Annotated in this window: 23 protein-coding genes; 10 read left to right on the top strand and 13 right to left on the bottom strand. The window is 67.4% G+C overall.

Features of this window, described 5'->3' with window-relative positions:
• Window positions 1-14 precede the first annotated feature (14 nt).
• From DEH84_RS18350 to DEH84_RS18330, 5 genes are all read left to right on the top strand, one after another.
• Complete coding sequence (locus tag DEH84_RS18350) at window positions 15-497, top strand: GreA/GreB family elongation factor (protein ID WP_109038655.1); 483 nt, start codon at window positions 15-17, stop codon at window positions 495-497.
• A 149-nt stretch (window positions 498-646) separates the two neighbouring features.
• Window positions 647-2,428, top strand: a complete 1,782-nt coding sequence (locus DEH84_RS18345) for a ribonucleoside triphosphate reductase (RefSeq protein WP_170119689.1) — start codon at window positions 647-649, stop codon at window positions 2,426-2,428.
• A 20-nt stretch (window positions 2,429-2,448) separates the two neighbouring features.
• Window positions 2,449-2,640: an anaerobic ribonucleoside-triphosphate reductase gene (gene nrdD, locus DEH84_RS19695; protein ID WP_109038654.1), complete on the top strand. Its 192-nt coding sequence runs from the start codon at window positions 2,449-2,451 to the stop codon at window positions 2,638-2,640.
• Window positions 2,591-3,343 (top strand): anaerobic ribonucleoside-triphosphate reductase activating protein, encoded by a 753-nt coding sequence (locus DEH84_RS18335; protein WP_109038653.1) that lies wholly within the window; start codon window positions 2,591-2,593, stop codon window positions 3,341-3,343. The genes nrdD and DEH84_RS18335 overlap by 50 nt, the downstream gene beginning before the upstream one ends.
• A 46-nt stretch (window positions 3,344-3,389) precedes the next feature.
• Complete coding sequence (locus tag DEH84_RS18330) at window positions 3,390-4,013, top strand: LysE family translocator (RefSeq protein ID WP_109038652.1); 624 nt, start codon at window positions 3,390-3,392, stop codon at window positions 4,011-4,013.
• Window positions 4,014-4,028: 15 nt separating this feature from the next.
• On the opposite strand, the gene arsB is transcribed toward DEH84_RS18330, so the two are convergent.
• The 5 genes from arsB to DEH84_RS18305 are packed head-to-tail and all read right to left on the bottom strand — an operon-like array spanning window position 4,029 to window position 6,951.
• Window positions 4,029-5,060 carry an ACR3 family arsenite efflux transporter gene (gene arsB, locus DEH84_RS18325; RefSeq protein WP_109038651.1) on the bottom strand — a complete coding sequence of 344 codons (1,032 nt, stop codon included), beginning with the start codon at window positions 5,058-5,060 and terminating at the stop codon, window positions 4,029-4,031.
• 10 nt (window positions 5,061-5,070) lie between these two features.
• Entirely contained in the window at window positions 5,071-5,574 is a 504-nt protein-coding gene (locus DEH84_RS18320) for an arsenate reductase ArsC (protein ID WP_109038650.1), read from the bottom strand.
• A gap of 6 nt (window positions 5,575-5,580) precedes the next feature.
• Entirely contained in the window at window positions 5,581-6,075 is a 495-nt protein-coding gene (locus tag DEH84_RS18315) for an arsenate reductase ArsC (RefSeq protein WP_109038649.1), read from the bottom strand.
• A gap of 9 nt (window positions 6,076-6,084) precedes the next feature.
• Window positions 6,085-6,588: an ArsI/CadI family heavy metal resistance metalloenzyme gene (locus tag DEH84_RS18310; protein WP_109038648.1), complete on the bottom strand. Its 504-nt coding sequence runs from the start codon at window positions 6,586-6,588 to the stop codon at window positions 6,085-6,087.
• Between the two features lie 12 nt (window positions 6,589-6,600).
• Window positions 6,601-6,951 (bottom strand): ArsR/SmtB family transcription factor, encoded by a 351-nt coding sequence (locus tag DEH84_RS18305; protein ID WP_109038647.1) that lies wholly within the window; start codon window positions 6,949-6,951, stop codon window positions 6,601-6,603.
• A 139-nt stretch (window positions 6,952-7,090) separates the two neighbouring features.
• Here DEH84_RS18305 and DEH84_RS18300 point away from each other — a divergent pair, with 139 nt between their 5' ends.
• The 5 genes from DEH84_RS18300 to ubiT all read left to right on the top strand — a co-directional run bounded on the left by DEH84_RS18300 (window position 7,091) and on the right by ubiT (window position 11,194).
• On the top strand, window positions 7,091-7,360 hold the full coding sequence (locus tag DEH84_RS18300) for a helix-turn-helix domain-containing protein (RefSeq protein ID WP_109038646.1): 270 nt from the start codon (window positions 7,091-7,093) through the stop codon (window positions 7,358-7,360).
• Between the two features lie 3 nt (window positions 7,361-7,363).
• Complete coding sequence (locus tag DEH84_RS18295; protein ID WP_109038645.1) at window positions 7,364-8,713, top strand: type II toxin-antitoxin system HipA family toxin; 1,350 nt, start codon at window positions 7,364-7,366, stop codon at window positions 8,711-8,713.
• Window positions 8,714-8,811: 98 nt separating this feature from the next.
• Complete coding sequence (gene ubiU / locus DEH84_RS18290) at window positions 8,812-9,813, top strand: ubiquinone anaerobic biosynthesis protein UbiU (protein WP_342755640.1); 1,002 nt, start codon at window positions 8,812-8,814, stop codon at window positions 9,811-9,813.
• A gap of 14 nt (window positions 9,814-9,827) precedes the next feature.
• On the top strand, window positions 9,828-10,733 hold the full coding sequence (gene ubiV, locus DEH84_RS18285; protein ID WP_245932802.1) for a ubiquinone anaerobic biosynthesis protein UbiV: 906 nt from the start codon (window positions 9,828-9,830) through the stop codon (window positions 10,731-10,733).
• Window positions 10,730-11,194, top strand: a complete 465-nt coding sequence (ubiT, locus tag DEH84_RS18280; RefSeq protein ID WP_109038642.1) for a ubiquinone anaerobic biosynthesis accessory factor UbiT — start codon at window positions 10,730-10,732, stop codon at window positions 11,192-11,194. Before ubiV ends, ubiT begins: the two co-directional genes overlap by 4 nt.
• Here ubiT and DEH84_RS18275 read toward each other — a convergent pair whose 3' ends face one another.
• From DEH84_RS18275 to DEH84_RS18240, 8 genes are read right to left on the bottom strand one after another with little or no spacing between them, the layout of a single operon-like run.
• Window positions 11,195-12,424 (bottom strand): NnrS family protein, encoded by a 1,230-nt coding sequence (locus tag DEH84_RS18275; protein WP_109038641.1) that lies wholly within the window; start codon window positions 12,422-12,424, stop codon window positions 11,195-11,197. It lies immediately after the preceding gene.
• Window positions 12,421-13,137: a Crp/Fnr family transcriptional regulator gene (locus tag DEH84_RS18270; protein WP_109038640.1), complete on the bottom strand. Its 717-nt coding sequence runs from the start codon at window positions 13,135-13,137 to the stop codon at window positions 12,421-12,423. Before DEH84_RS18270 ends, DEH84_RS18275 begins: the two co-directional genes overlap by 4 nt.
• 31 nt (window positions 13,138-13,168) lie before the next feature.
• A complete protein-coding gene (locus tag DEH84_RS18265; RefSeq protein WP_109038639.1) occupies window positions 13,169-13,864 on the bottom strand; it encodes a carbonic anhydrase in 696 nt (231 codons plus the stop codon).
• Between the two features lie 17 nt (window positions 13,865-13,881).
• Entirely contained in the window at window positions 13,882-14,679 is a 798-nt protein-coding gene (locus tag DEH84_RS18260) for a peptidylprolyl isomerase (protein ID WP_109038638.1), read from the bottom strand.
• Between the two features lie 48 nt (window positions 14,680-14,727).
• On the bottom strand, window positions 14,728-15,429 hold the full coding sequence (gene narI, locus DEH84_RS18255; RefSeq protein WP_109038637.1) for a respiratory nitrate reductase subunit gamma: 702 nt from the start codon (window positions 15,427-15,429) through the stop codon (window positions 14,728-14,730).
• Complete coding sequence (gene narJ, locus DEH84_RS18250; RefSeq protein WP_109038636.1) at window positions 15,426-16,157, bottom strand: nitrate reductase molybdenum cofactor assembly chaperone; 732 nt, start codon at window positions 16,155-16,157, stop codon at window positions 15,426-15,428. Before narJ ends, narI begins: the two co-directional genes overlap by 4 nt.
• A gap of 3 nt (window positions 16,158-16,160) precedes the next feature.
• A complete protein-coding gene (gene narH / locus DEH84_RS18245) occupies window positions 16,161-17,684 on the bottom strand; it encodes a nitrate reductase subunit beta (RefSeq protein WP_109038635.1) in 1,524 nt (507 codons plus the stop codon).
• Window positions 17,685-17,702: 18 nt separating this feature from the next.
• On the bottom strand, window positions 17,703-21,515 hold the full coding sequence (locus DEH84_RS18240; RefSeq protein ID WP_109038634.1) for a nitrate reductase subunit alpha: 3,813 nt from the start codon (window positions 21,513-21,515) through the stop codon (window positions 17,703-17,705).
• Window positions 21,516-21,524 lie beyond the last annotated feature (9 nt).

Genomic DNA, 21,524 nt, shown 5'->3' with positions numbered 1-21,524 from the left:
CGAAGTCTTTCATCATGGACAAACTCTTGCTGCAGCAGCAGGTGCTGGAACGGCTCGCCGACGACTTGCTTCAGGTCGAACAGGCAGCGCGGACGGCCCATGAAACGGCGACGCACGAAGAGAACATCGCCGAGAACAAGTACGACACCTTGGGGCTCGAGGCCGCCTACCTGGCCACCGGCCAGGCCCGTCGCGCCGAGGCCATCCGCCAGGCGATCGCCCATTGGCGCCAGTTCCGTCCGCGCCCCTACGATGCCAGCCAAGGCATCCAGCTTGGCGCGTTGGTGTGTCTGGTCGACGCCGACGACAAGCAGCAACACCTCTTTCTCGGCCCGGATGGGGGCAGCATGCAGCTGGTCAGCGGTGCGCAGCTCGTTCAGGTCATCAGCGGCGCATCCCCTCTGGGCAGCGCCATGCTGGGCAAGTGCGAGGGGGACGAAGTGTCGCTCGAGGTGGCTCAGATCCGACAGCAGTTCGAGGTGCTGCGGGTTGATTGACGGTCTACCGAGACCGCGGTCACCTTGCGGCCTCGCTCGGTGATCCGCCGCCCGCGTTTGACGCCCGTCAAAACCCTCTTGTTCAGAGGTCAGAACACTACCGATAGCGTTCCGGGGTGGTCCCGGACACTAGATGTAGTGGAGACGACATGACCGCGCCTGTGACCGCCGCGACCTCTTCCCGGGCCGAGATCCCGCCCCCAGACCGGCGGATCGCCGTGGATGTGGAGCGCTCGGTCAACGAATACCTCGATCGCCAGGACTGGCGCATCCACGCCAACGCCAACCAGGGCTATTCGCTGGGCGGGCTGATCCTCAACGTGTCGGGCAAGGTGATTGCGAACTACTGGCTCAGCCACGTGTACCCGGCCGAGATCGGGCAGGCCCACCGCGAGGCAGACGTCCACATCCATGACCTCGACATGCTCTCGGGCTACTGCGCCGGCTGGTCGCTGCGCACGCTGCTGCACGAGGGCCTCAATGGGGTGCCGGGCAAGGTCGAGGCCGGCCCGCCCAAGCACCTGTCGTCGGCGGTGGGCCAGATCGTCAACTTCCTGGGCACGCTGCAGAACGAATGGGCCGGGGCCCAGGCCTTCAGCTCCTTCGACACCTACCTCGCGCCCTTCATCCGCAAGGACGCACTCGACTATGCACAAGTGCGCCAGTGCATCCAGGAGCTGATCTACAACCTCAACGTGCCCTCGCGCTGGGGCACGCAGACGCCTTTCACCAACCTGACGTTCGACTGGACCTGCCCCGAAGACCTGCGCGAGCAGGTGCCCGTGATTGGTGGCGTCGAGATGCCGTTCAGCTATGGCGAGCTGCAGGCCGAGATGGACATGATCAACCAGGCCTACATCGACGTGATGATGACGGGCGATGCCAAGGGCCGGGCGTTCACCTTTCCCATCCCCACCTACAACATCACCAAGGATTTCAACTGGGACCATCCGAACACGCAGCGGCTGTTCGAGATGACGGCCAAGTACGGCCTGCCTTACTTCCAGAACTTCCTCAACTCCGAATTGCAGCCGCACATGATCCGCTCGATGTGCTGCCGCCTGCAGCTGGATCTGCGCGAGCTGCTCAAGCGCGGCAACGGGCTGTTCGGGTCGGCCGAGCAGACGGGATCGCTCGGTGTGGTCACGCTCAACTGCGCGCGGCTGGGCTACCTGCATGCGGGCGACGAGGCCGCGCTGCTGGCCCGCACCGACGCGCTGCTCGATCTGGCCGGGCGCAGCCTGGAGATCAAGCGCAAGGTCATCCAGGAGCACATGGATGCCGGGCTCTTTCCCTACACCAAGCGCTACCTGGGCACGCTGCGCAACCACTTCTCGACCGTGGGCGTGAACGGCATCAACGAGATGATCCGCAACTTCACGGGCGATGCGCACGACATCACCACCCCGTGGGGCGAGGCCTTTGCGGTGCGCTTCCTGGATCACATCCGCGCCTGCATCACCGCCATGCAGGAGGCCACGGGCCACCTGTACAACCTTGAAGCCACACCGGCCGAAGGCACGACCTACCGGTTCGCCAAGGAAGACCGCCAGCGCTGGCCCGACATCCTGCAGGCTGGCACGGCGACCCAGCCCTATTACACGAACTCGTCGCAATTGCCCGTGGGATTCAGCGACGACCCGTTCGAGGCCCTGGCCCGGCAGGAGCCGCTGCAGACCCGCTACACCGGTGGCACGGTGCTGCACCTCTACCTCGGTGAACGCGTGTCCTCGGCCGAGGCGTGCAAGGCGCTGGTGCGCCGCGCGCTCAGCCGCTTCCGGCTGCCCTACATCACCGTCACGCCGACGTTCTCCATCTGCCCGGTGCACGGCTATCTGGCGGGCGAGCACGCGTTCTGCCCGCACTGCGACGAAGCCGCTCTGGCGCGCCGGCAGCCAGCGTCGACCACCCCTGATCTCCAACCCGCCTGATCCCGCTTGAAAGGAAACCCATGTCCGACATTGCACACACCCCCGACGCCCCCCACCCGGTTCTGGCCGAGCACGAACGCCAGCGCTGCGAGGTGTGGACCCGCGTGATGGGCTACCACCGGCCCGTGGCCTCGTTCAACATCGGAAAGAAAGGCGAGTTCCATGAACGGCGCTACTTCATCGAGCCTGACCGCGAAGCCGTTCGCGCCTGAGCCGCGCGTGCCCGGTTGCCTGGCTGTCGGCGGGTTCACGCCGCTGAGCACGACCGACTGGCCCGGCAAGCTGGCGGCCGTCGTGTTCGTGCAGGGCTGCCCGTGGCGCTGCCGCTATTGCCACAACCCGGATCTGCAGGCGCGGCCCGCGGCCGATGCGACCCGATGGCATCGGGTGCTGGACACGCTGGTGCAGCGCGTGGGGCTGCTTGATGGCGTCGTGTTCAGCGGCGGCGAACCCACGCTGGATGCGGCCTTGCCCCACGCGATCCGGCAGGTGCGGGATCTGGGCTTTGAGGTCGGTCTGCACACGGCGGGGCTGTACCCGGAGCGACTCGCCCGTTGTCTGCCCTTGGTGGACTGGGTGGCGCTGGACGTGAAGACCGCCTTCGACGACTACGAGGCGGTGACGGCTGTACCCGGCAGCGGAGAGCCGGTGCGGGACAGCCTGCATCGGGTGCTGGCCAGTGGCAAGCCCCATGAGTTACGCACCACATGGCACCCCGCGCTGTTGCCCGATGGGGCGCTCATGCGGCTGGCGGATGAACTGGCCGAGGCAGGTGCACGCACATGGATGTTGCAAGGCTATCGCCCGACGCCAGACAAGCAGGGGGCGCTGGGTGCGGGTTGGCAGACGCCGCCCGCGGCCCTGGTGAGTCGTCTCCCGCGGCCCGGGCTCACCGTGCAGCTGCGCGGCACCTGATTGTCCCGCCCTGCGCTACAGTGACCGCTGCACTGTGGAGCGAGTCGTGTCCTTCGAACTCTGGTTGGTTTACCTTGTGGCGGCCGTGGGGCTGTCTTTTGCGCCGGGGCCCAATGGGCTGCTGGCCCTGACGCATGGCGCGCGCTTCGGCCTGCAGCGCACGCTGTTCACGGTGCTCGGCGGTGCGCTGGGCTTTCTGGTGCTGATCGCCGTGTCGCTGGCCGGCATGGGGGCGCTGCTGGCCGCATCCGAGCGCGGCTTCCTGATGGCCAAGATGCTGGGCGCCGCGTACCTGGCCTACCTGGGCTTGCGCCTGTGGATGGCACCCGCACAACCCATCACCGTGGCGGCCGATGGTGAAAACATGCCCACCGCATCGGCGTTCAGGCTTTTCCTGCAGGGCTTTCTGGTGGCCGTGTCCAACCCCAAGGGCATCGTGTTCTTCGCCGCGTTCCTGCCGCAGTTCATCGTGCCCGGCGTGTCGTTCTGGACGCAGCTGGCCGTGTTTGGCGGCACGTTCGTGGTCGTCGAGGTGCTGTACGAAGCCATGTTGGCGGCGCTGGCCCAGCGCATTGCCCCCTGGTTGAGCAACCACGCGAGCTGGTTCAACCGGGTGACCGGCGGCGTGTTCGTGGCCTTCGGGGTGGCGCTGGCCAACGCCCATCGTTGAGCGCCTGCCGGGGCGTCACGCCCGAGCCGCCCCCCGCTCGTACCAGCCCTTGCTCTGGTTCACAAGCCGCACCACCAGCAGCATCACCGGCACTTCGATCAGCACGCCAACGACCGTGGCCAGCGCCGCACCCGACTGGAAGCCGAACAGGCTGATGGCGGCGGCCACGGCCAGCTCGAAGAAGTTGCTGGCGCCGATCAAGGCCGAAGGGCAGGCCACGCTGTGCGATTCGCCCACCTGGCGATTGAGCCAGTAGGCCAGCGCCGAATTGAAGGCCACCTGAATCAGGATGGGCACGGCCAGCATGGCGATGACGAGTGGCTGCTCGATGATGGCCTGGCCCTGGAAGGCAAACAGCAGCACCAGGGTGGCCAGCAGGGCCGAGATGGACCAGGGGCCGATCTTCGCCAGGGTGGCCTCGAATGCGGCGGGCCCGCGGGCGAGCAAGGCCCTGCGGATGAGTTGCGCCAGAATGACCGGGATCACGATGTACAGCACCACCGAGGTGATCAGGGTGTCCCACGGCACGGTGATGGCAGACAGGCCCAGCAGCAGCCCCACGATGGGCGCGAAGGCGAACACCATGATGGTGTCGTTGAGTGCGACCTGGCTCAGCGTGAACAGGGGGTGGCCGTTCGTCAGACGGCTCCAGACGAACACCATGGCCGTGCAGGGCGCGGCCGCCAGCAGGATCAGGCCGGCGATGTAGCTGTCGAGTTGCTCGGCGGGCAGCCAGGGTGCGAACACCTGGCGTACGAACAGCCAGCCCAGAAAGGCCATGGAGAAGGGCTTGACGGCCCAGTTGACGAACAGCGTGACGCCGATGCCCTTCCAGTGCGCCTTCACCTGCGACAGGCTGGCGAAGTCGACCTTGATGAGCATGGGGATGACCATCACCCAGATCAGCAGGCCCACCGGCAGGTTGACCTGCGCCACCTCCATGCGGCCGATGGCGTGAAAGGGGGCCGGGATGAACTGGCCCAGGGCAATGCCCACGACGATGCAGAGGAAGACCCAGACCGTGAGGTAGCGCTCGAAAATGCTCATGGCGGCCACCTCAACTGCGCGCGATGGCGGACAGGGCGTCAGCCAGTTCGGACTTGTCCATCGTGTCGAGCGGCAGGGCCAGCAGTTGCAGCATCCTGTAGCCGATGGCCTGACGCGTGAGCTCGAAAGCCCGACGCTTGCCCTCGTCGCCCCCCTCGGCATTCGAGGGGTCGGGGTAGCCCCAGTGCACTTTCACTGGCTGGCCATGGCCCCCGAAGAAGACGGGGCAGGCCTCCGCCGCGGCGCTGTCGCACACCGTGATGACGATGGACAGCGGCGGGGCGTCCGGCCCGGTGAATTCATCCCAGCTCTTGCTGCGGTAGGCCGACGTGTCGATGCCGGCGTTGTTCAGGGCCTCGAGCGCGAACGGATTGAGGCGGCCGCGGGGCGCGCTGCCGGCACTGTGGGCCTGGACATCCTTGCCCAGAGAGCGGGCCAGGTGGTTGAGCATGCCCTCGGAGAGGACGCTGCGTGCCGAGTTGTGCGTGCACAGGATCAGGACGTGGACGGTCATGGCGGATCAGAGCTTGCCGATGGCGTTGAGTTGGGACTGGATGGAAAGCGAGGTGAGGCTCGGCTCCGGCAGGGACAGCATCAGCTCGATGCGCCGTTTCAGGATGTGGGCGACGTCGGTGAAGGCCTGCTTCTGCCGCTCCGGGCTGCCCTCGACGGCCGCCGGGTCGGGAACCCCCCAGTGCGCGGTAACCGGTTGACCGGGCCACACGGGGCAGACTTCGCCCGCCGCGTTGTCGCAGACGGTGAAGACGAAGTCCAGCCTGGGTGCGCCAGGCTGCGCGAACTCGTCCCAGCTTTTGCTGCGAAAGTGGGTCTGAGGCATTCCCAGGCGCGCCAGCACGTCGATCGCAAGGGGATGCACGGCGCCTTTGGGCTGGCTGCCTGCGGACCACGCGTGGAAGCGGCCTGAGCCCAGCTTGTTGAGCAGGCCCTCGGCGATGATGGAACGGGCGGAGTTGCCTGTGCAGACGAACAGGACGTGGTGCAGCGAGTCGGTCATGAGGGCGCCTCAGCAGCAAGCGGAGCCGGCTTGCTTGACAGGAATGGGGAAGGGCTGGGTCCGTTTCACGGGGGTGCAGCAGGCGCCGGCTTCGGCGCTGGCGGTGGCCGAGGCCGGCTGGGCCAGGTCCGGGGACGCGCGGAAGGTCGGGATGCTGCCCAGGGTACGGAAGTGCTCCCAGGGCAGGCCTTGTGGGTCGAGTACCCAGTGCTTGTCGCTGCGGGCGTAGCAGCAGGTGGTGGCGCCCTCGTCGATCAGGGTGAGGTCGGCCGCCTGGGCCTGAGTCTTGAGTGTGGCCAGGTCGGCTTCGTCGTCCACCTGGATGCCAAGGTGGTCCAGCCCCACGTGGCCCTGACCACGCGTGGAAATGGCGAAGTTCACGGCCGGCTCTTCCAGCATCCATTTGGCGTAGTCGGATTCGACCCGCGCGGGCTGGACGCCGAACATCTTCGAATAGAAGTCGATGTTGCGAGCCAGGTCTTCGACGTGGATGTGAACGTGAAAGCGCTTCATGGCGGACTCCTGTCAGCAGGGGGAACAAGCGCGCGGTGACTGCTTGCTTGCGGTGGGAAGGTCGGTGGCGCTGCATGACTGGCCCTGGCAGCAGTGCTCGGTCAGGTAGCCCAGCAGGTCGGTCATGTGCTCGAACGCGGCGCGGTAGATGAGGTGACGCCCATCGCGTTCCTGGAAGATCAACCCGGCATGGGTCAATTCCTTGAGATGGAAGGACAGCGACGTGGCGGGCACATCGAGCTGTTCGGTCAGGGCGCCGGGGGTCAGGCCATCCGGGCCGGCCACCACCAGGGCGCGGAAGACGCGCAGGCGGATGGGCTGAGCCAGGGCGGCCAGGGACTTGATGACGTCTTTCTCTTCCATAATTCAATAATAATTGAATTGATGAAGCTGTCAAGCCGGTTCGGTTCGGCCGTGGCACGTGTACAGGTTGCGGTTTGTATTTGCGTTTTACGTATCGCAGGCTGTAATATCGAAATACAAATCCAAAGCTGTGTCCGCCATGCCCCAGTTCCCCCTCCGCACCGCGGCCCAGTTGCCGCCCTTGCTGCAGGCCTTTCGCAAGGCAGCCGGTCTCACGCAGCGTGAGGTGGCACTGCGCCTGGGCGTGTCACAGCAAACGTACTCCGCCATGGAGCGCAATGCCGACAAGGTGGGGGCGGCGAGGCTGCTCAAGCTGCTGCACATCCTCGGCGTGGAAGTGGTGCTGGCCCAGCCGGTGCAGGCCGCGCCGGCTCATTCGGACACCGGCACCGACAAGCCGGTCTGGTAAGCCATGGGCCGTCTCTCGCACACCCGCACGCTTGGCCTCTGGATGAACGGCGAGCGCGTCGGGGTCTGGCGCGTGTCCCCGAACGCGCCGGACACGCTGCAGTACGACCCCGCCTGGATGGCCTCGTCGCAGGGGCGACCGCTTTCACTGTCGCTGCCCTTCACCCCGGGGAACGCCCCGCACCGTGGCCCGGCCGTGCGCGCCTACTTCGAGAACCTGCTGCCCGACAGCAAGGACATCCGCGAGCGCATGGCGCACCGATTTCAGGTCGGCTCCACCGAAGCGTTTGCCTTGCTGGCCGAGGTGGGGCGCGACTGCGTGGGCGCCCTGGAGATCCTGCCGGAAGGCACCCCGGCCGCCGGGGTGGCGCCATTACAGGCCGAAGCGTTGACGGAAGCCCGGGTCGCGCAGGTGCTGCGCAGTGCCACCACCTCGCGGCCGCTGGGATGGTCAGGCGAGGCCGACGACTTCCGCATCTCGATTGCCGGTGCGCAGGAGAAGACGGCCCTGCTGTGGCATGACGGACGGTGGTGCCTGCCACGCGGCCACACGCCCACCACGCACATCTTCAAGCTGCCTTTGGGACTGATCGGTGGCATGCGCCTGGACATGCGCCACTCGGTGGAAAACGAGTGGTTGTGCGCCCTGATTCTTCAGGCCTTTGGCGTGCCGGTGGCCGCGTGTCAGCCGGCGCAGTTCGAGGAGTTCAAGGTGCTGGTGGTCGAGCGCTTCGACCGGGCCTGGTGGACGTCGCCGGCCGGAGACCGCCGGCTTCTGCGTCTGCCGCAGGAGGACCTGTGCCAGGCCACCGGCGTGCCCCCCGAGGCGAAGTACGAGGCCGACGGCGGGCCCGGCATCGACCGCATCCTCGATGTGCTGGATGGATCGATGAACCGGGAGCTCGATCGGCGCACTTTCTTTCTGGCGCAGCTGCTCTTCTGGATGCTGTGCGCCCCCGATGGGCATGCCAAGAACTTCAGCCTGTTTCTTCGCCCGGGCGGCCGCTACCAGCTGACGCCGCTGTACGACGTGCTATCGGCCTATCCGGTGCTGGGCGGTGGCCCGGGGCAGATCGCGCCGCTGCGCGCCCGGATGGCCATGGCGGTGCGCGCGCGCAACGCCCATTGGCATCGGCGCGACATCCTGCGTCGCCACTGGGTGGCGCTCGGCACGCGGCACGGGGTGCTGACCGAGGAAGGCCGTGAAGTGTCGCATCTGATCGACGCGGTGGTGACCCGCACGCCGGCGGTGGTGGCGGCCGTGCAGGCGAAGCTGCCGGCTGGATTTCCTGCGCAGGTGGCTGACACCATCCTCGACGGCCTGCAGGATGCGGCCCGACGCCTGGCCGGCTGAGGCATTGACGGGCCGAGGCAACGTCACCGCTGCAGGTTGACCCTGCGCAAAGCCCTGCTGCCAGGGGGTGCCTAGAGTGCGCCTCCATGGATGCAGTCATGAAGCCCGAACTGGTCTGTCCGGCCGGTTCACCGCGCGCGCTCGACGTCGCACTGGAAGCCGGTGCCGATGCGGTCTACCTCGGCCTGCGCGATGCCACCAATGCCCGCAACTTTGCCGGGCTCAACTTTTCCCCCACCGAACTGAAGGCCGCCGTGCAACAGGCTCACAAGCTGAGCCGCAAGGTGCTGATGGCGATCAACACGCAGGCGCTGGCGTCCGACCCGGCAGGCTGGTTTCGCGCCGTGGACGCGGCTGCCGAGGCCGGCGTCGACGCCCTGATCGTGGCCGATGTGGCGGTGATGGCCTATGCGAGGCGCCATCACCCCGAACTGCGCCTGCACCTCTCGGTGCAGGGCTCGGCCACCAACCATGAGGCGATCGCGCTGTACCACGAGCGCTATGGCATCCAGCGTGCCGTGCTGCCCCGGGTGCTGACACTCTCGCAGGTGGCGCACGTGGTGCGCCAGTCGCCGGTCGAGATCGAGGTGTTCGGCTTTGGCAGCCTGTGCGTGATGGTGGAAGGCCGCTGTGCGCTGTCGTCCTACGCCACGGGGTGCTCGCCGAACAACGCCGGGGTGTGCTCGCCAGCAGAGGCGGTGAGTTGGGAAGAGCAGGGCGGCCGTGTCGACGCGCGCCTGGGCGGCGTGCTGATCGACCGTTACCAGCCCGGCGAGCACCGGGCCTATCCCACCCTGTGCAAGGGACGGTTCGATGTGGCGGGGCAGCTCGACCACGCGCTGGAGGAGCCCACCAGCCTGAACACGCTCGATGTGTTGCCCGAGCTGATCCAGGCCGGCGTGGCGGCCATCAAGATTGAAGGGCGGCAGCGCAGCGCGGCCTACATTGGGCAGGTCACCAAGGTGTGGCGCCAGGCCATCGACCAGGCGATGGCGGGTCTCGACCGCTTCCACGTGGCGCCGGCATGGCGACAGACGCTGGAGCGGGTCTCGGAAGGCCGCCAGACGACGTTGGGCGCGCTGAGCCGCCCATGGCAATGACACCGGATCACGACATGAGCTTGAGCCTGACGGTCGGGCCAGTGCAATACCACTGGGGCCGCGATACCCTTTTGCAGTTCTACGCCGACGTGGCCGACAGCGCCGCGCGCGACATCGTCATCGGCGAGGTGGTGTGTTCTCGGCGTCGCGACATGAAGCCGAGCGACTGGATGGCCATAGCGGCGGAGCTGACCCAGGCCGGCAAGCAGGTGTGGCTGGGCACGCTCGCGCTGATCGAAACCGAGGCGGAGTTGCGTGCGGTGCGGCAGGCGGTCGAGCGCGGGGACGTGCAGATCGAGGCCAACGACGCGGCGGCCGTGCGGCTGGCCTGGCACGCGGGGCGGCCCTGGTCCATCGGCACGCATGTGAACGTCTACAGCAGCGAGGCCCTGGCCGAATACCGTGACATGGGGGCCACCCGCTGGCTGGCCCCGGTGGAGCTGGATCTGGACGGCGTGCGGACGGTGGCACAGGCCCACCGCGACGCCATCGCGGTGGAGGTGATGGCCTTCGGCCGTCTGCCGCTTGCACTGTCGGCGCGCTGCTTCACCGCGCGGCATCACAACCTGCAGAAGGATCAGTGCGGCTTCATCTGTCGCGAGGACGCGGATGGCTGCACGGTGAAGTCGCAAGAAGGCCAGGTGTTTCTTGCGCTCAATGGCATCCAGACGCAGTCCGGGGCCGTGCAGTGTCTGGTGCACCACCTGCCGGCCTTGCGCGCGGCGGGGGTGGATGCGCTGCGGCTGTCACCGTGCTCGCAGGACTTCCGCTTGGTGATGGCTGTGTACGAGGCGTTGGTGGCTGGCGATCTGGCCGCGCAGGAGGCCGAGCGCGTGTTGCGCGGCCTTCGGCTGCCCGGGCCGCTGGCCGATGGCTTTGCAACGGCCCGTGAGCCGGGCATGAACTGGAGCATGGCATGACGACGACCTCGACCTCCGCCTGGCCGTGGACGGCCCTGGCCCGTGTGGCGCCCACGCTGTCTGCGGTGGCGCGCCGCCTGCCCACGCAGCCGCCTTCGTGGGCCGCCGCACAGTTCCTGACGCAGCGCTGGTGGCCACTCGTGTCGTCCGAGATCCGGCCCCGCCTGTGCGGTCGCCGGGTGGATGTGGTGGTGACAGACCTGGGCCTGACGCTGCACCTCCGTGCGACGCCGGCCGGGCTGGTGGTCGCTCAGGCGAGCGAGCCGGTGGCCGTGCGCCTGCAGGCCGAGGCCCGTGCCTTCATCGACCTGATGCAGGGCCGCGATGACCCGGACACGCTGTTCTTCGAGCAACGGCTGGTGATGGAGGGTGACACCGCCTTTGCACTGTTGCTCAAGAACACGCTGGATGCCATCGGTCCGGTCGAGTGGCGCCCCTGGCGGCCCGCCGCACGGGGCTGATCAGCCCGGACGCCCGTCACGACGGGGTCGCAGATACCACCGGATCAGGCGCAGGCACCACACGCCCAGCACGGCCAGCCACCCCCAGGCGGCCGCCGGCGTCAGCCACCACGAAGCCTCCGGCCACGCTTGTGCCGCGAGCCGGGCCATGGCCACGCCTTGCAGAGACAGGAACACAGTCCACACGAAGTCGTCGGCCACCAGGGTGCGCCCGCCGTGGCCGCAGCTGACGCGGGTCACCATGGCCATGAGCAGCGAGCCGAGCGCGCCGATGCCCAGTGCATGAACGGCCAGCAGCGGATCGGCGTGAAGCTCGAGCAGAAAGGCCACGCCCAGCCACACAAAGCCCAGATGCAGCATGGCCAGCAGGCGAATGCGCAGGCTCTGCACCAGACCCCAGCGCACGCCCAGGGCGATCACCAGCAGGCCCCAGGGCAGCGCCAGGGCCGGGCGGACGAAGGCAGGCAGCGCGGCGCGGGGCAGCACACCCAGCGCATCGCCCACGTGCAGGACACCCTGGGCCCACAGGCCGGTCAGCAGTGTCCACAGCAGCCAGTTCGGGCGCCACGCGTTGAGCGCCGGCATGGCGGCGGCCGTGAAGAAGGGGATCATGCGGTGCAGCGCCACCACGAAGACGGGGGCGATCCAGAACCACAGCAGGCCCAGCAACGTGGCGTGCCACAGCGGCCAGGCGCCTTGCTGCAGGGCCACGGCAGACACTGCAAGCAGCACGGCCCCTGCGCAGCCCGACACCGCAATCAGCCGCGCATGCAGGGTGTCTTCCTGCCGGCTTTGCCGCAGCAGGCCAATGAAGCGCACCAGCAGATCAAGCCAGCCCAGCAGGGACAACAGCAGTCCGGCGCTGGTCCAGGCGGGATGCCAGTACGCCCCGATGGCCGCCACCCACCACCCGACGCACAGCGCGACGCTGCCGCGTACGAGGTCCGGGGCCGTGGGCGCCGTCACGTTCAGCCAGCGCGGGCCGGCGGTGAACAGAAAGCCGGTGAAGTACAGCGGCATGAAGGCACCGACCATCAGCTGCGCGTGCAGCCAGCCGGGTGGCAGGGCCATGCCGGGGTGGCCCGTCCAGCGCAGGGCGTTGAACCAGGCCCACCAGCCCGAGACGGCCAGCAGGTTCACAGCCGCCAGAAAGAAGCCGAGGCGGTGAGGGGCCCACAACAGGTGGGCCAGGCGCATGGGACCGGGCTCGGCCGGGCGGGTGGGTTTCATCGCTGGACGGCCAGCCGCTCGGGATGCGGGATGCAGATTTCGCGACGGTGCATGTGGATGAGCCTGGCCAGGTGGAGCTCACGCAGGATACGGGAGAAGTGTTCGGGGGTGATCGACAACAACGACGCCACCGTGTTCTTGCTGACCGGCAGCTCGACCAGCCGCTGCTCGCCCTCATCCGACGGCGCCTCTGCGGTGGGAGCCGACCGGGCCAGCGTCGGCAGGTGGAGCAGGTAGCTGCACACCCGCTCCATGGCGGTGCGCAAGGTGGTCACCTCGATCTCGCGCATCATGCGGCGCACCTGCCGGGCCGCATCGTCCAGCAGACGCGTGGCCATCTCGGGATCACGCTGCAATTCCACCCGCAGCACGTCGCCCGGCACGATGAGCACCACGGCGGCGCTCAGCGCCTGCGCATGGTGTTGATGCGTTTCGGCGTGGGTCATGTGCGTGCCGGGCAGCGTTTCGCCCCGGCCCACCACGTCGATCACCTTCTCATGGCCATCCGGGGCACGCGCGTAGACCTTGACCTGGCCGTCCAGCACGGCATGCAGTCCTTCGCAGAGGCCGCCGGCCGCGAACACCGTGCCGCCGCGCGGGATTGACCGCAGCTCGCACTGGGCCATCAGGTCGACCAGCCGCGCGTGGTCGAGCCGCGAGAAGGCGGTGTTTTCAGCCAGGCGGGCAGCGGCGCCGCTGGTGTCCATGGGCATGGTCGCAAGGCTCCTTGGCGCGTCGGCTCGCTCAGTGGCTGCCCCAGCGCGTGTCGATTTCGTTGAACACCACCGCGTCGTCGGCCGGTGGCTCGTGATACGGGCCGGTGCCGCTGTGGCTGGCTTGCGAGGCCGGCAGGAACTGCCCGGTCCGCACGTCGAAGACGTGCACTTCGCCGTCCTCGATCACGTAGTGCCAGCCGTGCAGCGTGACCTCACGGCGCTCCACCCGCGCGCGCACCATGGGGTAGTCCATCAGCCGCTCGAGCTGCAACACCACCGCACGTTGCTCGGTGCGCCGCAAGGCTTCGGGCGTCACCTGCACGGGCAGGGCGGCTTCGCGGGCCATGTCGAGCCAGCCCTGCAGGTTGCGGGCTTCGGCGGGCACTTCTTCGTACAGCGCCTTCATGGCGCCGCAGTGCGAGTGCCCGCACACCACGATGCGCGAGACCTTGAGGTTGAGCATCGCGAACTCGATGGCGGCCGCTGTGCCGTGCAGGCCGTGCAGGCCCATGTACGGTGGCACCAGCGCGCCCACGTTGCGCACGATGAAGAGTTCGCCCGGCCCTGCGCCCGTGAGCAGGTAGGGCACAAGACGGGAATCGGAGCAGCCGATGAACAGCGTGGTCGGATGCTGGCCATCCGTCACCAGCGTCTGGAAGCGCGACTGGTGCTCCGGAAAGAAATCGTCATGAAAGCGTCGCAGACGCTGCAGCAGGTCGTCCATGGGGGGACCTTCCACACTCACTGCAGTAACGGCGAGGTGGCCGCGTCGATGTCGGCGCCTTCCACCCCGTGCTGTGCGGCCAGCACGGCACAGGCCTGGCGCAGGGCGGTGGCGAAGGCCTGTTGCTTGAGTGCCTGGGCCACGGCCTGCTGCACCGCTTCGAACGGCGGCTGGATGCCCGCCTCGCGCTCGCTGACCTCCACCACGTGGAGGCCGAAGCGGCTGTGCACCAGGCGGGGCAGCACGCCGATGTGGGCCTGGGCCTCGTCCTGGCCGAACAGCTCGCGGGCGAACTCGGGCGCGCATTCCTCGGCCGTCAGCCAGCCCAGCGCACCGCCCTCGGCCCCGCTGGGGCAGTTGGACATGGCGCGGGCCTGCTCGGCAAAGGTTTCGGGCGCGGCGCGAACCGCGATCAGCACCTGCTCGGCGCGCTGGCGCAAGGCCTGCACGTCGACGCCGTCGGTCACGGCGAACAGGATGTGCCGCGCGTGCACCCGCTCGCCCTGGGCGTAACGGGCCGGGTGCGCCGCGTGATAGCGGCGGCACGTGGCTTCGTCGGGCTCGGGCAGCGTGATGTGCCGTGCCAGCCACGCATCGATGGCGTCGGCTGCGGCCTCGCTCAGCACGCCGCCGAGCGGCACCGGGTCCGTGTCATCGAGCAGACCCTCTTCGATGGCGGCCAGTCGCAGCAGTGCCAGGCTGGCGATCTGGCGGCGTTCGGCCTCACTCAGGGCGACGGGCTCGGGGTGGAGCACGTCGGGGCCCACGCGCAGGATCATCTGCGGCGCGGGGGTCGATGGGGTGTGGATGTCCATGATGGGTGCCTTTCAGGCGGTGCACTCGGGCGGGTGGCTCGGGGCGTTTCAGCGCGGCAGGCCGGTGCGGCGGCTGCGGACAATCTGCCACGGACGGGCGATGTAGCCCACCGAGCCGAAGCCGCTCCAGACGTGCACGAGGCGCGTGAAGGGGAAGAGGATGAACAGCGTCATGCCGGCGACCATGTGGACCTTGAAGACGGTCGACACGTCGGCAATCATGGCGGGCGCATCGCCGCGGAAGGTCACGATGTGCTGGGCCCAGGCCATCAGCTGCAGCATGGTTTCGCCATCGCGGTGCTGCAGTGACAGCGGCACGGTCGACAGGCCGAGCAACAGGGTGCCCAGGATCCAGAACAGCACGACGAAGTCGCGCGGCTTCGAGGTGGCGCGCACACGCGGGTCGTTCAGGCGGCGGGCAATCAGCATCAGCAGGCCGATCAGGCACACGCTGCCGAGGATGCCGCCGGCCACGACGGCCAGCATCTGCTTCTGCGAGGCCGTCACGCCCAGGGCGTGCACCAGGTCGGCCGGGGTCAGCATGCCGACCAGGTGGCCGAAGAACAGGCCGATGATGCCCAGGTGGAACAGGTTGGAGCCGGCGCGCAGCAGGCCGCCCGAGAGCATCTGGCTCGATTCGCTGCGCCAGGTGTACTGGTCGCGGTCGAAACGCACCAGGCTGCCCAGCAAGAACACGACCATGGCGATGTAGGGATAGATCCCGAAGAAGAACTGGTGGGTGAGGCTCATGCTGATGCTCCTCGTTGCGGCGCAGCGGCTTGCTTGCGCACGATGTGGATGGGTTGGGGAACGTCGGGGCGCTGCTGGCCGCGGCTGCTGCAGCCGCCGAAGGCATCCGGCTCCTGCCAGGCGTCGTCCAGGGCTTCGTCCTCGGTGACTTCGGTCGGCTCGATGGCCTGGGCCATCAGCTCGAGCACCGCCGCCGGGATGTGGGCATACAGGCTGCGCCGTTTCAGCAGCGCCGCGTACAGCGCGTTCAGGATGTGGGCGAACTCGCCGGTGAAGTCGCGTGCGGCCGGGCCGTCCAGCGTCGAGACGAACTCGAGCACCAGAGGCAGGTAGTCCGGCAGCTCGCCACCCTGGTCGGGGTGCAGGTGCAGGCCGGCTTCCTCGTAGGTGCGGATCAGGTCGACCATGGCCTGGCCGCGGTCGCGCGAATCGCCGTGCACGTGTTCGAACAGGTGCAGCGAGGTGGCGCGGCCCCGGTCGAACAGCTCCACGTAGTCGGACTCGACCTCGTACGGATCGCTGTGCTGCAGCTGGCTCACCAGCCGAGCCAGACCGGCCTGGCGGTCGGCCGACAGCCAGCGCTCGTCACGCAGGGCCTGGGCCAGATCGTCCAGGTGTTCGCGCTGGGTCGCGTCCGGGTAGGCCAGCAGGCGCGCCAGGGCACGCAGGCTGCGCGCCGGGGTGGCGGCTGGAGCCACGGCCAGGTCGGCATTCAGGATGTCGCTCATGGCTCAGATCTCCGACTTGATGGGGATGGTGCGCTTCTTCTTGGCACCGAACAGGCTGGGCTCGCTGTGACCGTCCGAGCAGCCATTGCCGAACGAGAAGCCGCAGCCGCCCTTCATGTCGAAGGCATCTTCGGCGTACTCGCGGTGGGCCGACGGGATCACGAAGCGATCTTCGTAGTTGGCGATCGCCATGATCTGGTACATGTCTTCCACCAGCTCGGGCGTCAGGCCCACCTGGTCGATGGCCTTCATGTTGGGCTGGCCGTCGACGTGCTTGCCACGCATGTAGGCACGCATGGCGAGCATGCGTTCCAGGGCGCGCGACACCGGGGCCACGTCACCGGCCGTCATCAGGTTGGCCAGGTACTTCAGCGGGATGCGCAGCTGGTTGACGTCCGGGATCTCGCCGTTGGTGCCGACGTGGCCCGAGTGGGCGGCGGCCTGGATGGGCGAGAGGGGCGGGATGTACCAGACCATCGGCAGCGTGCGGTACTCGGGGTGCAGCGGCAGGGCCACCTTCCAGTCCACGGCCATCTTGTAGACGGGGCTGTTGCGGGCGGCGGTCAGCCACGCCTCGGGCACGCCGTCGGCACGGGCCTGTTCGATCACCTTCGGGTCGTTCGGATCCAGGAAGATGTCGAGCTGGGCCTGGTACAGGTCACGGTCGTGCTCGGTGCTGGCAGCCTGCTCGATGCGGTCTGCGTCGTACAGCAGCACGCCCAGGTAGCGGATGCGGCCCACGCAGGTTTCCGAGCACACGGTCGGCTGGCCGGCTTCGATGCGCGGATAGCAGAAGATGCACTTCTCGGCCTTGCCCGACTGCCAGTTGTAATAGATCTTCTTGTACGGGCAGCCCGACACGCACATGCGCCAGCCGCGGCACTTGTCCTGGTCGATCAGCACGATGCCGTCTTCCTCGCGCTTGTAGATCGAGCCCGAGGGGCACGAGGCCACACACGCCGGGTTCAGGCAGTGTTCGCACAGGCGCGGCAGGTACATCATGAAGGTCTGTTCGAACTGACCGTAGATGTCCTTCTGGATGTCCTCGAAGTTGGCGTCCTTGCTGCGCTTGCTGAACTCGCCGCCGAGGATTTCCTCCCAGTTCGGGCCCCACTCGATCTTTTCCATGCGCTTGCCGGTGATCAGGCTGCGCGGGCGGGCGGTGGGGGCGGCCTTGGTCTTCGGGGCCGACTGCAGGTGGTCGTAGTCGAAGGTGAAGGGCTCGTAGTAGTCGTCGATCTGCGGCAGGTTGGGGTTGGCGAAGATCTTCATCAGCAAGCTGAGCTTGCCGCCCTGACGGGGCTCGATGCGGCCGTCGGCCTTGCGGATCCAGCCGCCCTTCCACTTCTCCTGGTTCTCCCATTCCTTGGGGTAACCGATGCCGGGCTTGGTTTCGACGTTGTTGAACCAGGCGTACTCGACGCCGGGGCGAGAGGTCCAGACGTTCTTGCAGGTCACCGAGCAGGTGTGGCAACCAATGCACTTGTCCAGGTTGAGGACCATGCCGATCTGGGCGCGGACTTTCATGGTGTGGGCTCCTTGCGATCAGGCGTGAGTGGGCGCGGCGGTGGCTTCGCCATCCAGCCAGTCGACCTTGTTCATCTTGCGCACCAGCACGAATTCGTCGCGGTTGGTGCCGATGGTTCCGTAGTAGTTGAAGCCGTAGCTCAACTGGGCGTAGCCGCCGATCATGTGGGTCGGCTTGAGCACGACGCGGGTCACCGAGTTGTGGATGCCGCCGCGCGTGCCGGTGATCTCCGACCCCGGGGTGTTGATGATCTTTTCCTGCGCGTGGTACATCATGACCATGCCCGGGTTGACACGCTGGCTCACCACCGCACGGGCCGCAATGGCGCCGTTGGTGTTGAACAGCTCGACCCAGTCGTTGTCGACGATGCCGGCCTTCTTCGCGTCGTCCTCGCTCAGCCAGATCACCGGGCCGCCGCGGTTGAGCGTCAGCATCAGCAGGTTGTCCGAGTAGGTCGAGTGGATGCCCCACTTCTGGTGCGGCGTGATGAAGTTGAGCGCGATCTCCTTGTTGCCATTCGGCTTGCGGCCACCGATGTCATCGAGGGTCTTCAGGTCCACGGGCGGGCGGTAGCTCACGAAGCCTTCGCCGAAGGCCTGCATCCACGGGTGGTCCTGATAGAACTGCTGACGACCGGTGAGGGTGCGCCATGGGATCAGCTCATGCACGTTGGTGTAGCCGGCGTTGTACGAGACTTTCTCGCTCTCGAGCCCCGACCAGGTCGGCGAGGAAATGATCTTGCGCGGCTGCGCCTGGATGTCGCGGAAGCGGATCTTCTCGTCTTCGCGGTGCAGGGCCAGGTGGGCGTGTTCGCGGCCAGTCTGCTTGGACAGCGCGTCCCAGGCCTTCACGGCGACATGGCCGTTGGTCTCCGGGGCCAGCATCATCACCACCTCGGCGGCGTCGATGTCGGTCTCGATCTTCGGCATGCCCTTGCTGACGCCTTCTTCGCGCACGATGCCGTTGAGCTCACCCAGCTGGTGCACTTCGTCCTGCGTGTTCCAGCCGATGCCCTTGCCACCGTTGCCCAGCTTGTTCATCAAGGGGCCGAGCGACGTGAAGCGCTTGTAGGTGTTCGGGTAGTCGCGCTCGACCACGGTGATCTGCGGGGCGGTCTTGCCCGGCAGCAGGTCGATCTCGCCGCGCTTCCAGTCCTGCACGCCGAAGGGCTGGGCCATTTCGGCCGGGGTGTCGTGCATCAGCGGCGTCATCACCACTTCCTTCTCGACGCCCAGGTGGCCCACGCAGACTTCGCTGAATTTCTTCGCGAAGCCCTTGTAGATGTCCCAGTCCGAGCGGGCTTCCCACGCCGGGTCCACCGCGGTGGACAGCGGGTGGATGAAGGGGTGCATGTCGCTGGTGTTGAGGTCGTTCTTCTCGTACCAGGTGGCGGTCGGCAGCACGATGTCCGAGTACAGACAGGTGGTGCTCATGCGGAAGTCGAGCGTCACCAGCAGGTCGAGCTTGCCTTCGGGGGCCTGGTCGTGCCAGACCACTTCGGTCGGCTTGGCCTCATCGGCACCCAGGTCCTTGCCCTGCACGCCGTGGGTGGTGCCCAGCAGGTGCTTGAGGAAGTACTCGTGCCCCTTGCCCGACGAGCCCAGGATGTTGGAGCGCCACACGAACATGTTGCGCGGCCAGTTGGCGGGGTGATCCGGGTCGTGGCACGAGAGCTTGAGCGAGCCGTTCTTGAGCCCGCTCACCACGTGATCCTTCGGATCCAGGCCGGCGGCAGCGGCGTCCTTCACCACCTGCAGCGGGTTGGTCTGCAGTTGCGGGGCGGAAGGCAGCCAGCCCATGCGCTCGGCGCGCACGTTGTAGTCGATCATGCTGCCGCCGAACTGCGACTTGTCGGCCAGCGGCGAGAGCACCTCTTCCACGCCCAGCTTTTCATAGCGCCACTGGTCGGTGTGCGCATAGAAGAAGCTGGTGGAGTTCTGCTGGCGCGGCGGACGCGACCAGTCGAGTGCGAAGGCCAGCGCCGTCCAGCCGGTCTGCGGGCGCAGCTTTTCCTGGCCCACGTAGTGAGCCCAGCCGCCACCGGACTGGCCGATGCAGCCGCACATCATCAGCATGTTGATGATGCCGCGGTAGTTCATGTCGCAGTGGTACCAGTGGTTCATGGCCGCGCCGATGATGACCATGGACTTGCCCTTGGTCTTGTCGGCGTTGTCGGCGAACTGGCGGGCCACGGTCAGCACCTGGTCACGCGGCGTGCCGGTGATCTGCTCCTGCCAGGCCGGCGTGTAGGGCACGTTGTCGTCCAGGCTCTGCGCACCGTTGTCGACCAGTTGGTCGTTGCGGTCTGTCAGGCCACGGAACACACCGTAGCTGGCCAGCTGCAGGTCGTACACCGTGGCGACCCACACGTCGCGCGGCTGGCCGCCTTCCTGCACGGTGATGCGCTGCATCGGCACGTTGCGCAGCAGCACGTCACCCTGCTTGTTGCTCGGGAAGCCGGGCGAATCGATGCCGCCGAAGTAGGGGAAGGCCACCGCCTGGATGTCCGCCTTTTGCGTCTCGGCGTGGTGTTCGTCTTCCAGTACCGACAGCTTGAGCTTGACCTCGCGGCCTTCGGTCGCCTCCTTGGCTTCCAGGTTCCATTGGCCCTGGTCGGCGCGGCCTTCGGCGCCCCAGCGGAAACCGATCGAGCCCTGCGGCACCACGACACGGCCTTCGCCGTCGTAGGCGAGCGTCTTCCACTCGGGGTTGTTGCTCTGGGCTGCCGCGCTGTTCATGTCGCTGGCGCGCAGGTAGCGGTGCGGCACCAGGGCCTTGCCGGCGGGGGTGTCTTGCTCCTTGAGCATCACCAGCATCGGCAGGTCGGTGTAGCGGCGGGCGTAGTCGTCGAAATAGGCGCTGCGCTTCTCGACGTAGAACTCGCGCAGGATGGTGTGGCCCATGGCCATGGCCACGGCCGCGTCGGTGCCCTGCTTGGGGTGCATCCAGATGTCGGCCAGCTTGGCGACTTCAGAGTAGTCGGGCGTGACGGCCACGGTCTTCGCGCCCTTGTAGCGCACCTCGGTGAAGAAGTGGGCGTCGGGCGTGCGGGTCTGGGGCACGTTGGAGCCCCAGGCGATGATGTAGTTCGAGTTGTACCAGTCGGCCGATTCGGGCACGTCGGTCTGTTCACCCCAGATCTGCGGGCTGGCCGGCGGCAGGTCGCAGTACCAGTCGTAGAACGACATGCACACGCCGCCGATCAGGCTGAGATACCGGCTGCCGGCGGCATACGACACCATCGACATCGCGGGAATCGGCGAGAAGCCGATGATGCGGTCGGGGCCGTGCTGCTTGATGGTGTAGACGTTGGCCGAGGCGATGATCTCGTTGACCTCGTCCCAGGTGGTGCGCACGAAGCCGCCCAGGCCGCGCTGCTTCTGCCAGCTGCGGCGGGTCTCTTCGTTGGCCATCAGCGTCGCCCAGGCGTCGACCGGGGTCTTGGCCACGGTGCGGGCAGCACGCCACTGCTTGAGCAGCTCACCGCGCACCATCGGGTGCTTGACCCGGTTGGCGCTGTAGAGGTACCAGCTGTACGAGGCGCCGCGGGCGCAGCCACGGGGTTCGTGGTTGGGCAGGTCCGGGCGGGTGCGCGGGTAGTCCGTCTGCTGGGTTTCCCAGGTGACGATGCCGCCCTTGACGTACACCTTCCACGAGCAGGAGCCCGTGCAGTTCACGCCGTGGGTGGAGCGCACGATCTTGTCGTGCTGCCAGCGATGACGGTAGGCGTCTTCCCAGGTGCGGTCTTCGCCCGTGGTGACGCCGTGGCCGTCGGCAAAGCCTTCCTTCGCTTGCGAGAAGAAGGTCAGTCGGTCCAGAAAGTGGCTCATGTTCTTGGC

The sequence above is a fragment of the Aquabacterium olei genome, from assembly GCF_003100395.1.
GTDB classification, from domain to species: Bacteria; Pseudomonadota; Gammaproteobacteria; order Burkholderiales; family Burkholderiaceae_C; genus Aquabacterium; species Aquabacterium olei.
The sequence above is the reverse complement of the archived record's forward strand: the minus strand, read 5'-3'. Positions and strand labels throughout refer to the sequence as shown.

Bases quoted from the DNA above. Each gene is read 5' to 3' on its own strand.
- DEH84_RS18320 (WP_109038650.1), bottom strand. From the start codon at position 5,574: ATGACCGTCCACGTCCTGATCCTGTGCACGCACAACTCGGCACGCAGC.
- ubiT (WP_109038642.1), top strand. From the start codon at position 10,730: ATGACGACGACCTCGACCTCCGCCTGGCCGTGGACGGCCCTGGCCCGT.
- nrdD (WP_109038654.1), top strand. From the start codon at position 2,449: ATGTCCGACATTGCACACACCCCCGACGCCCCCCACCCGGTTCTGGCC.
- narJ (WP_109038636.1), bottom strand. From the start codon at position 16,157: ATGAGCGACATCCTGAATGCCGACCTGGCCGTGGCTCCAGCCGCCACC.
- DEH84_RS18275 (WP_109038641.1), bottom strand. From the start codon at position 12,424: ATGAAACCCACCCGCCCGGCCGAGCCCGGTCCCATGCGCCTGGCCCAC.
- DEH84_RS18240 (WP_109038634.1), bottom strand. From the start codon at position 21,515: ATGAGCCACTTTCTGGACCGACTGACCTTCTTCTCGCAAGCGAAGGAA.
- narH (WP_109038635.1), bottom strand. From the start codon at position 17,684: ATGAAAGTCCGCGCCCAGATCGGCATGGTCCTCAACCTGGACAAGTGC.
- arsB (WP_109038651.1), bottom strand. From the start codon at position 5,060: ATGAGCATTTTCGAGCGCTACCTCACGGTCTGGGTCTTCCTCTGCATC.
- DEH84_RS18300 (WP_109038646.1), top strand. From the start codon at position 7,091: ATGCCCCAGTTCCCCCTCCGCACCGCGGCCCAGTTGCCGCCCTTGCTG.
- narI (WP_109038637.1), bottom strand. From the start codon at position 15,429: ATGAGCCTCACCCACCAGTTCTTCTTCGGGATCTATCCCTACATCGCC.
- ubiU (WP_342755640.1), top strand. From the start codon at position 8,812: ATGAAGCCCGAACTGGTCTGTCCGGCCGGTTCACCGCGCGCGCTCGAC.
- DEH84_RS18315 (WP_109038649.1), bottom strand. From the start codon at position 6,075: ATGACCGACTCGCTGCACCACGTCCTGTTCGTCTGCACAGGCAACTCC.
- DEH84_RS18270 (WP_109038640.1), bottom strand. From the start codon at position 13,137: ATGCCCATGGACACCAGCGGCGCCGCTGCCCGCCTGGCTGAAAACACC.
- DEH84_RS18265 (WP_109038639.1), bottom strand. From the start codon at position 13,864: ATGGACGACCTGCTGCAGCGTCTGCGACGCTTTCATGACGATTTCTTT.
- DEH84_RS18350 (WP_109038655.1), top strand. From the start codon at position 15: ATGGACAAACTCTTGCTGCAGCAGCAGGTGCTGGAACGGCTCGCCGAC.
- DEH84_RS18345 (WP_170119689.1), top strand. From the start codon at position 647: ATGACCGCGCCTGTGACCGCCGCGACCTCTTCCCGGGCCGAGATCCCG.
- DEH84_RS18260 (WP_109038638.1), bottom strand. From the start codon at position 14,679: ATGGACATCCACACCCCATCGACCCCCGCGCCGCAGATGATCCTGCGC.
- DEH84_RS18295 (WP_109038645.1), top strand. From the start codon at position 7,364: ATGGGCCGTCTCTCGCACACCCGCACGCTTGGCCTCTGGATGAACGGC.
- DEH84_RS18305 (WP_109038647.1), bottom strand. From the start codon at position 6,951: ATGGAAGAGAAAGACGTCATCAAGTCCCTGGCCGCCCTGGCTCAGCCC.
- DEH84_RS18310 (WP_109038648.1), bottom strand. From the start codon at position 6,588: ATGAAGCGCTTTCACGTTCACATCCACGTCGAAGACCTGGCTCGCAAC.
- ubiV (WP_245932802.1), top strand. From the start codon at position 9,828: ATGAGCTTGAGCCTGACGGTCGGGCCAGTGCAATACCACTGGGGCCGC.
- DEH84_RS18335 (WP_109038653.1), top strand. From the start codon at position 2,591: ATGAACGGCGCTACTTCATCGAGCCTGACCGCGAAGCCGTTCGCGCCT.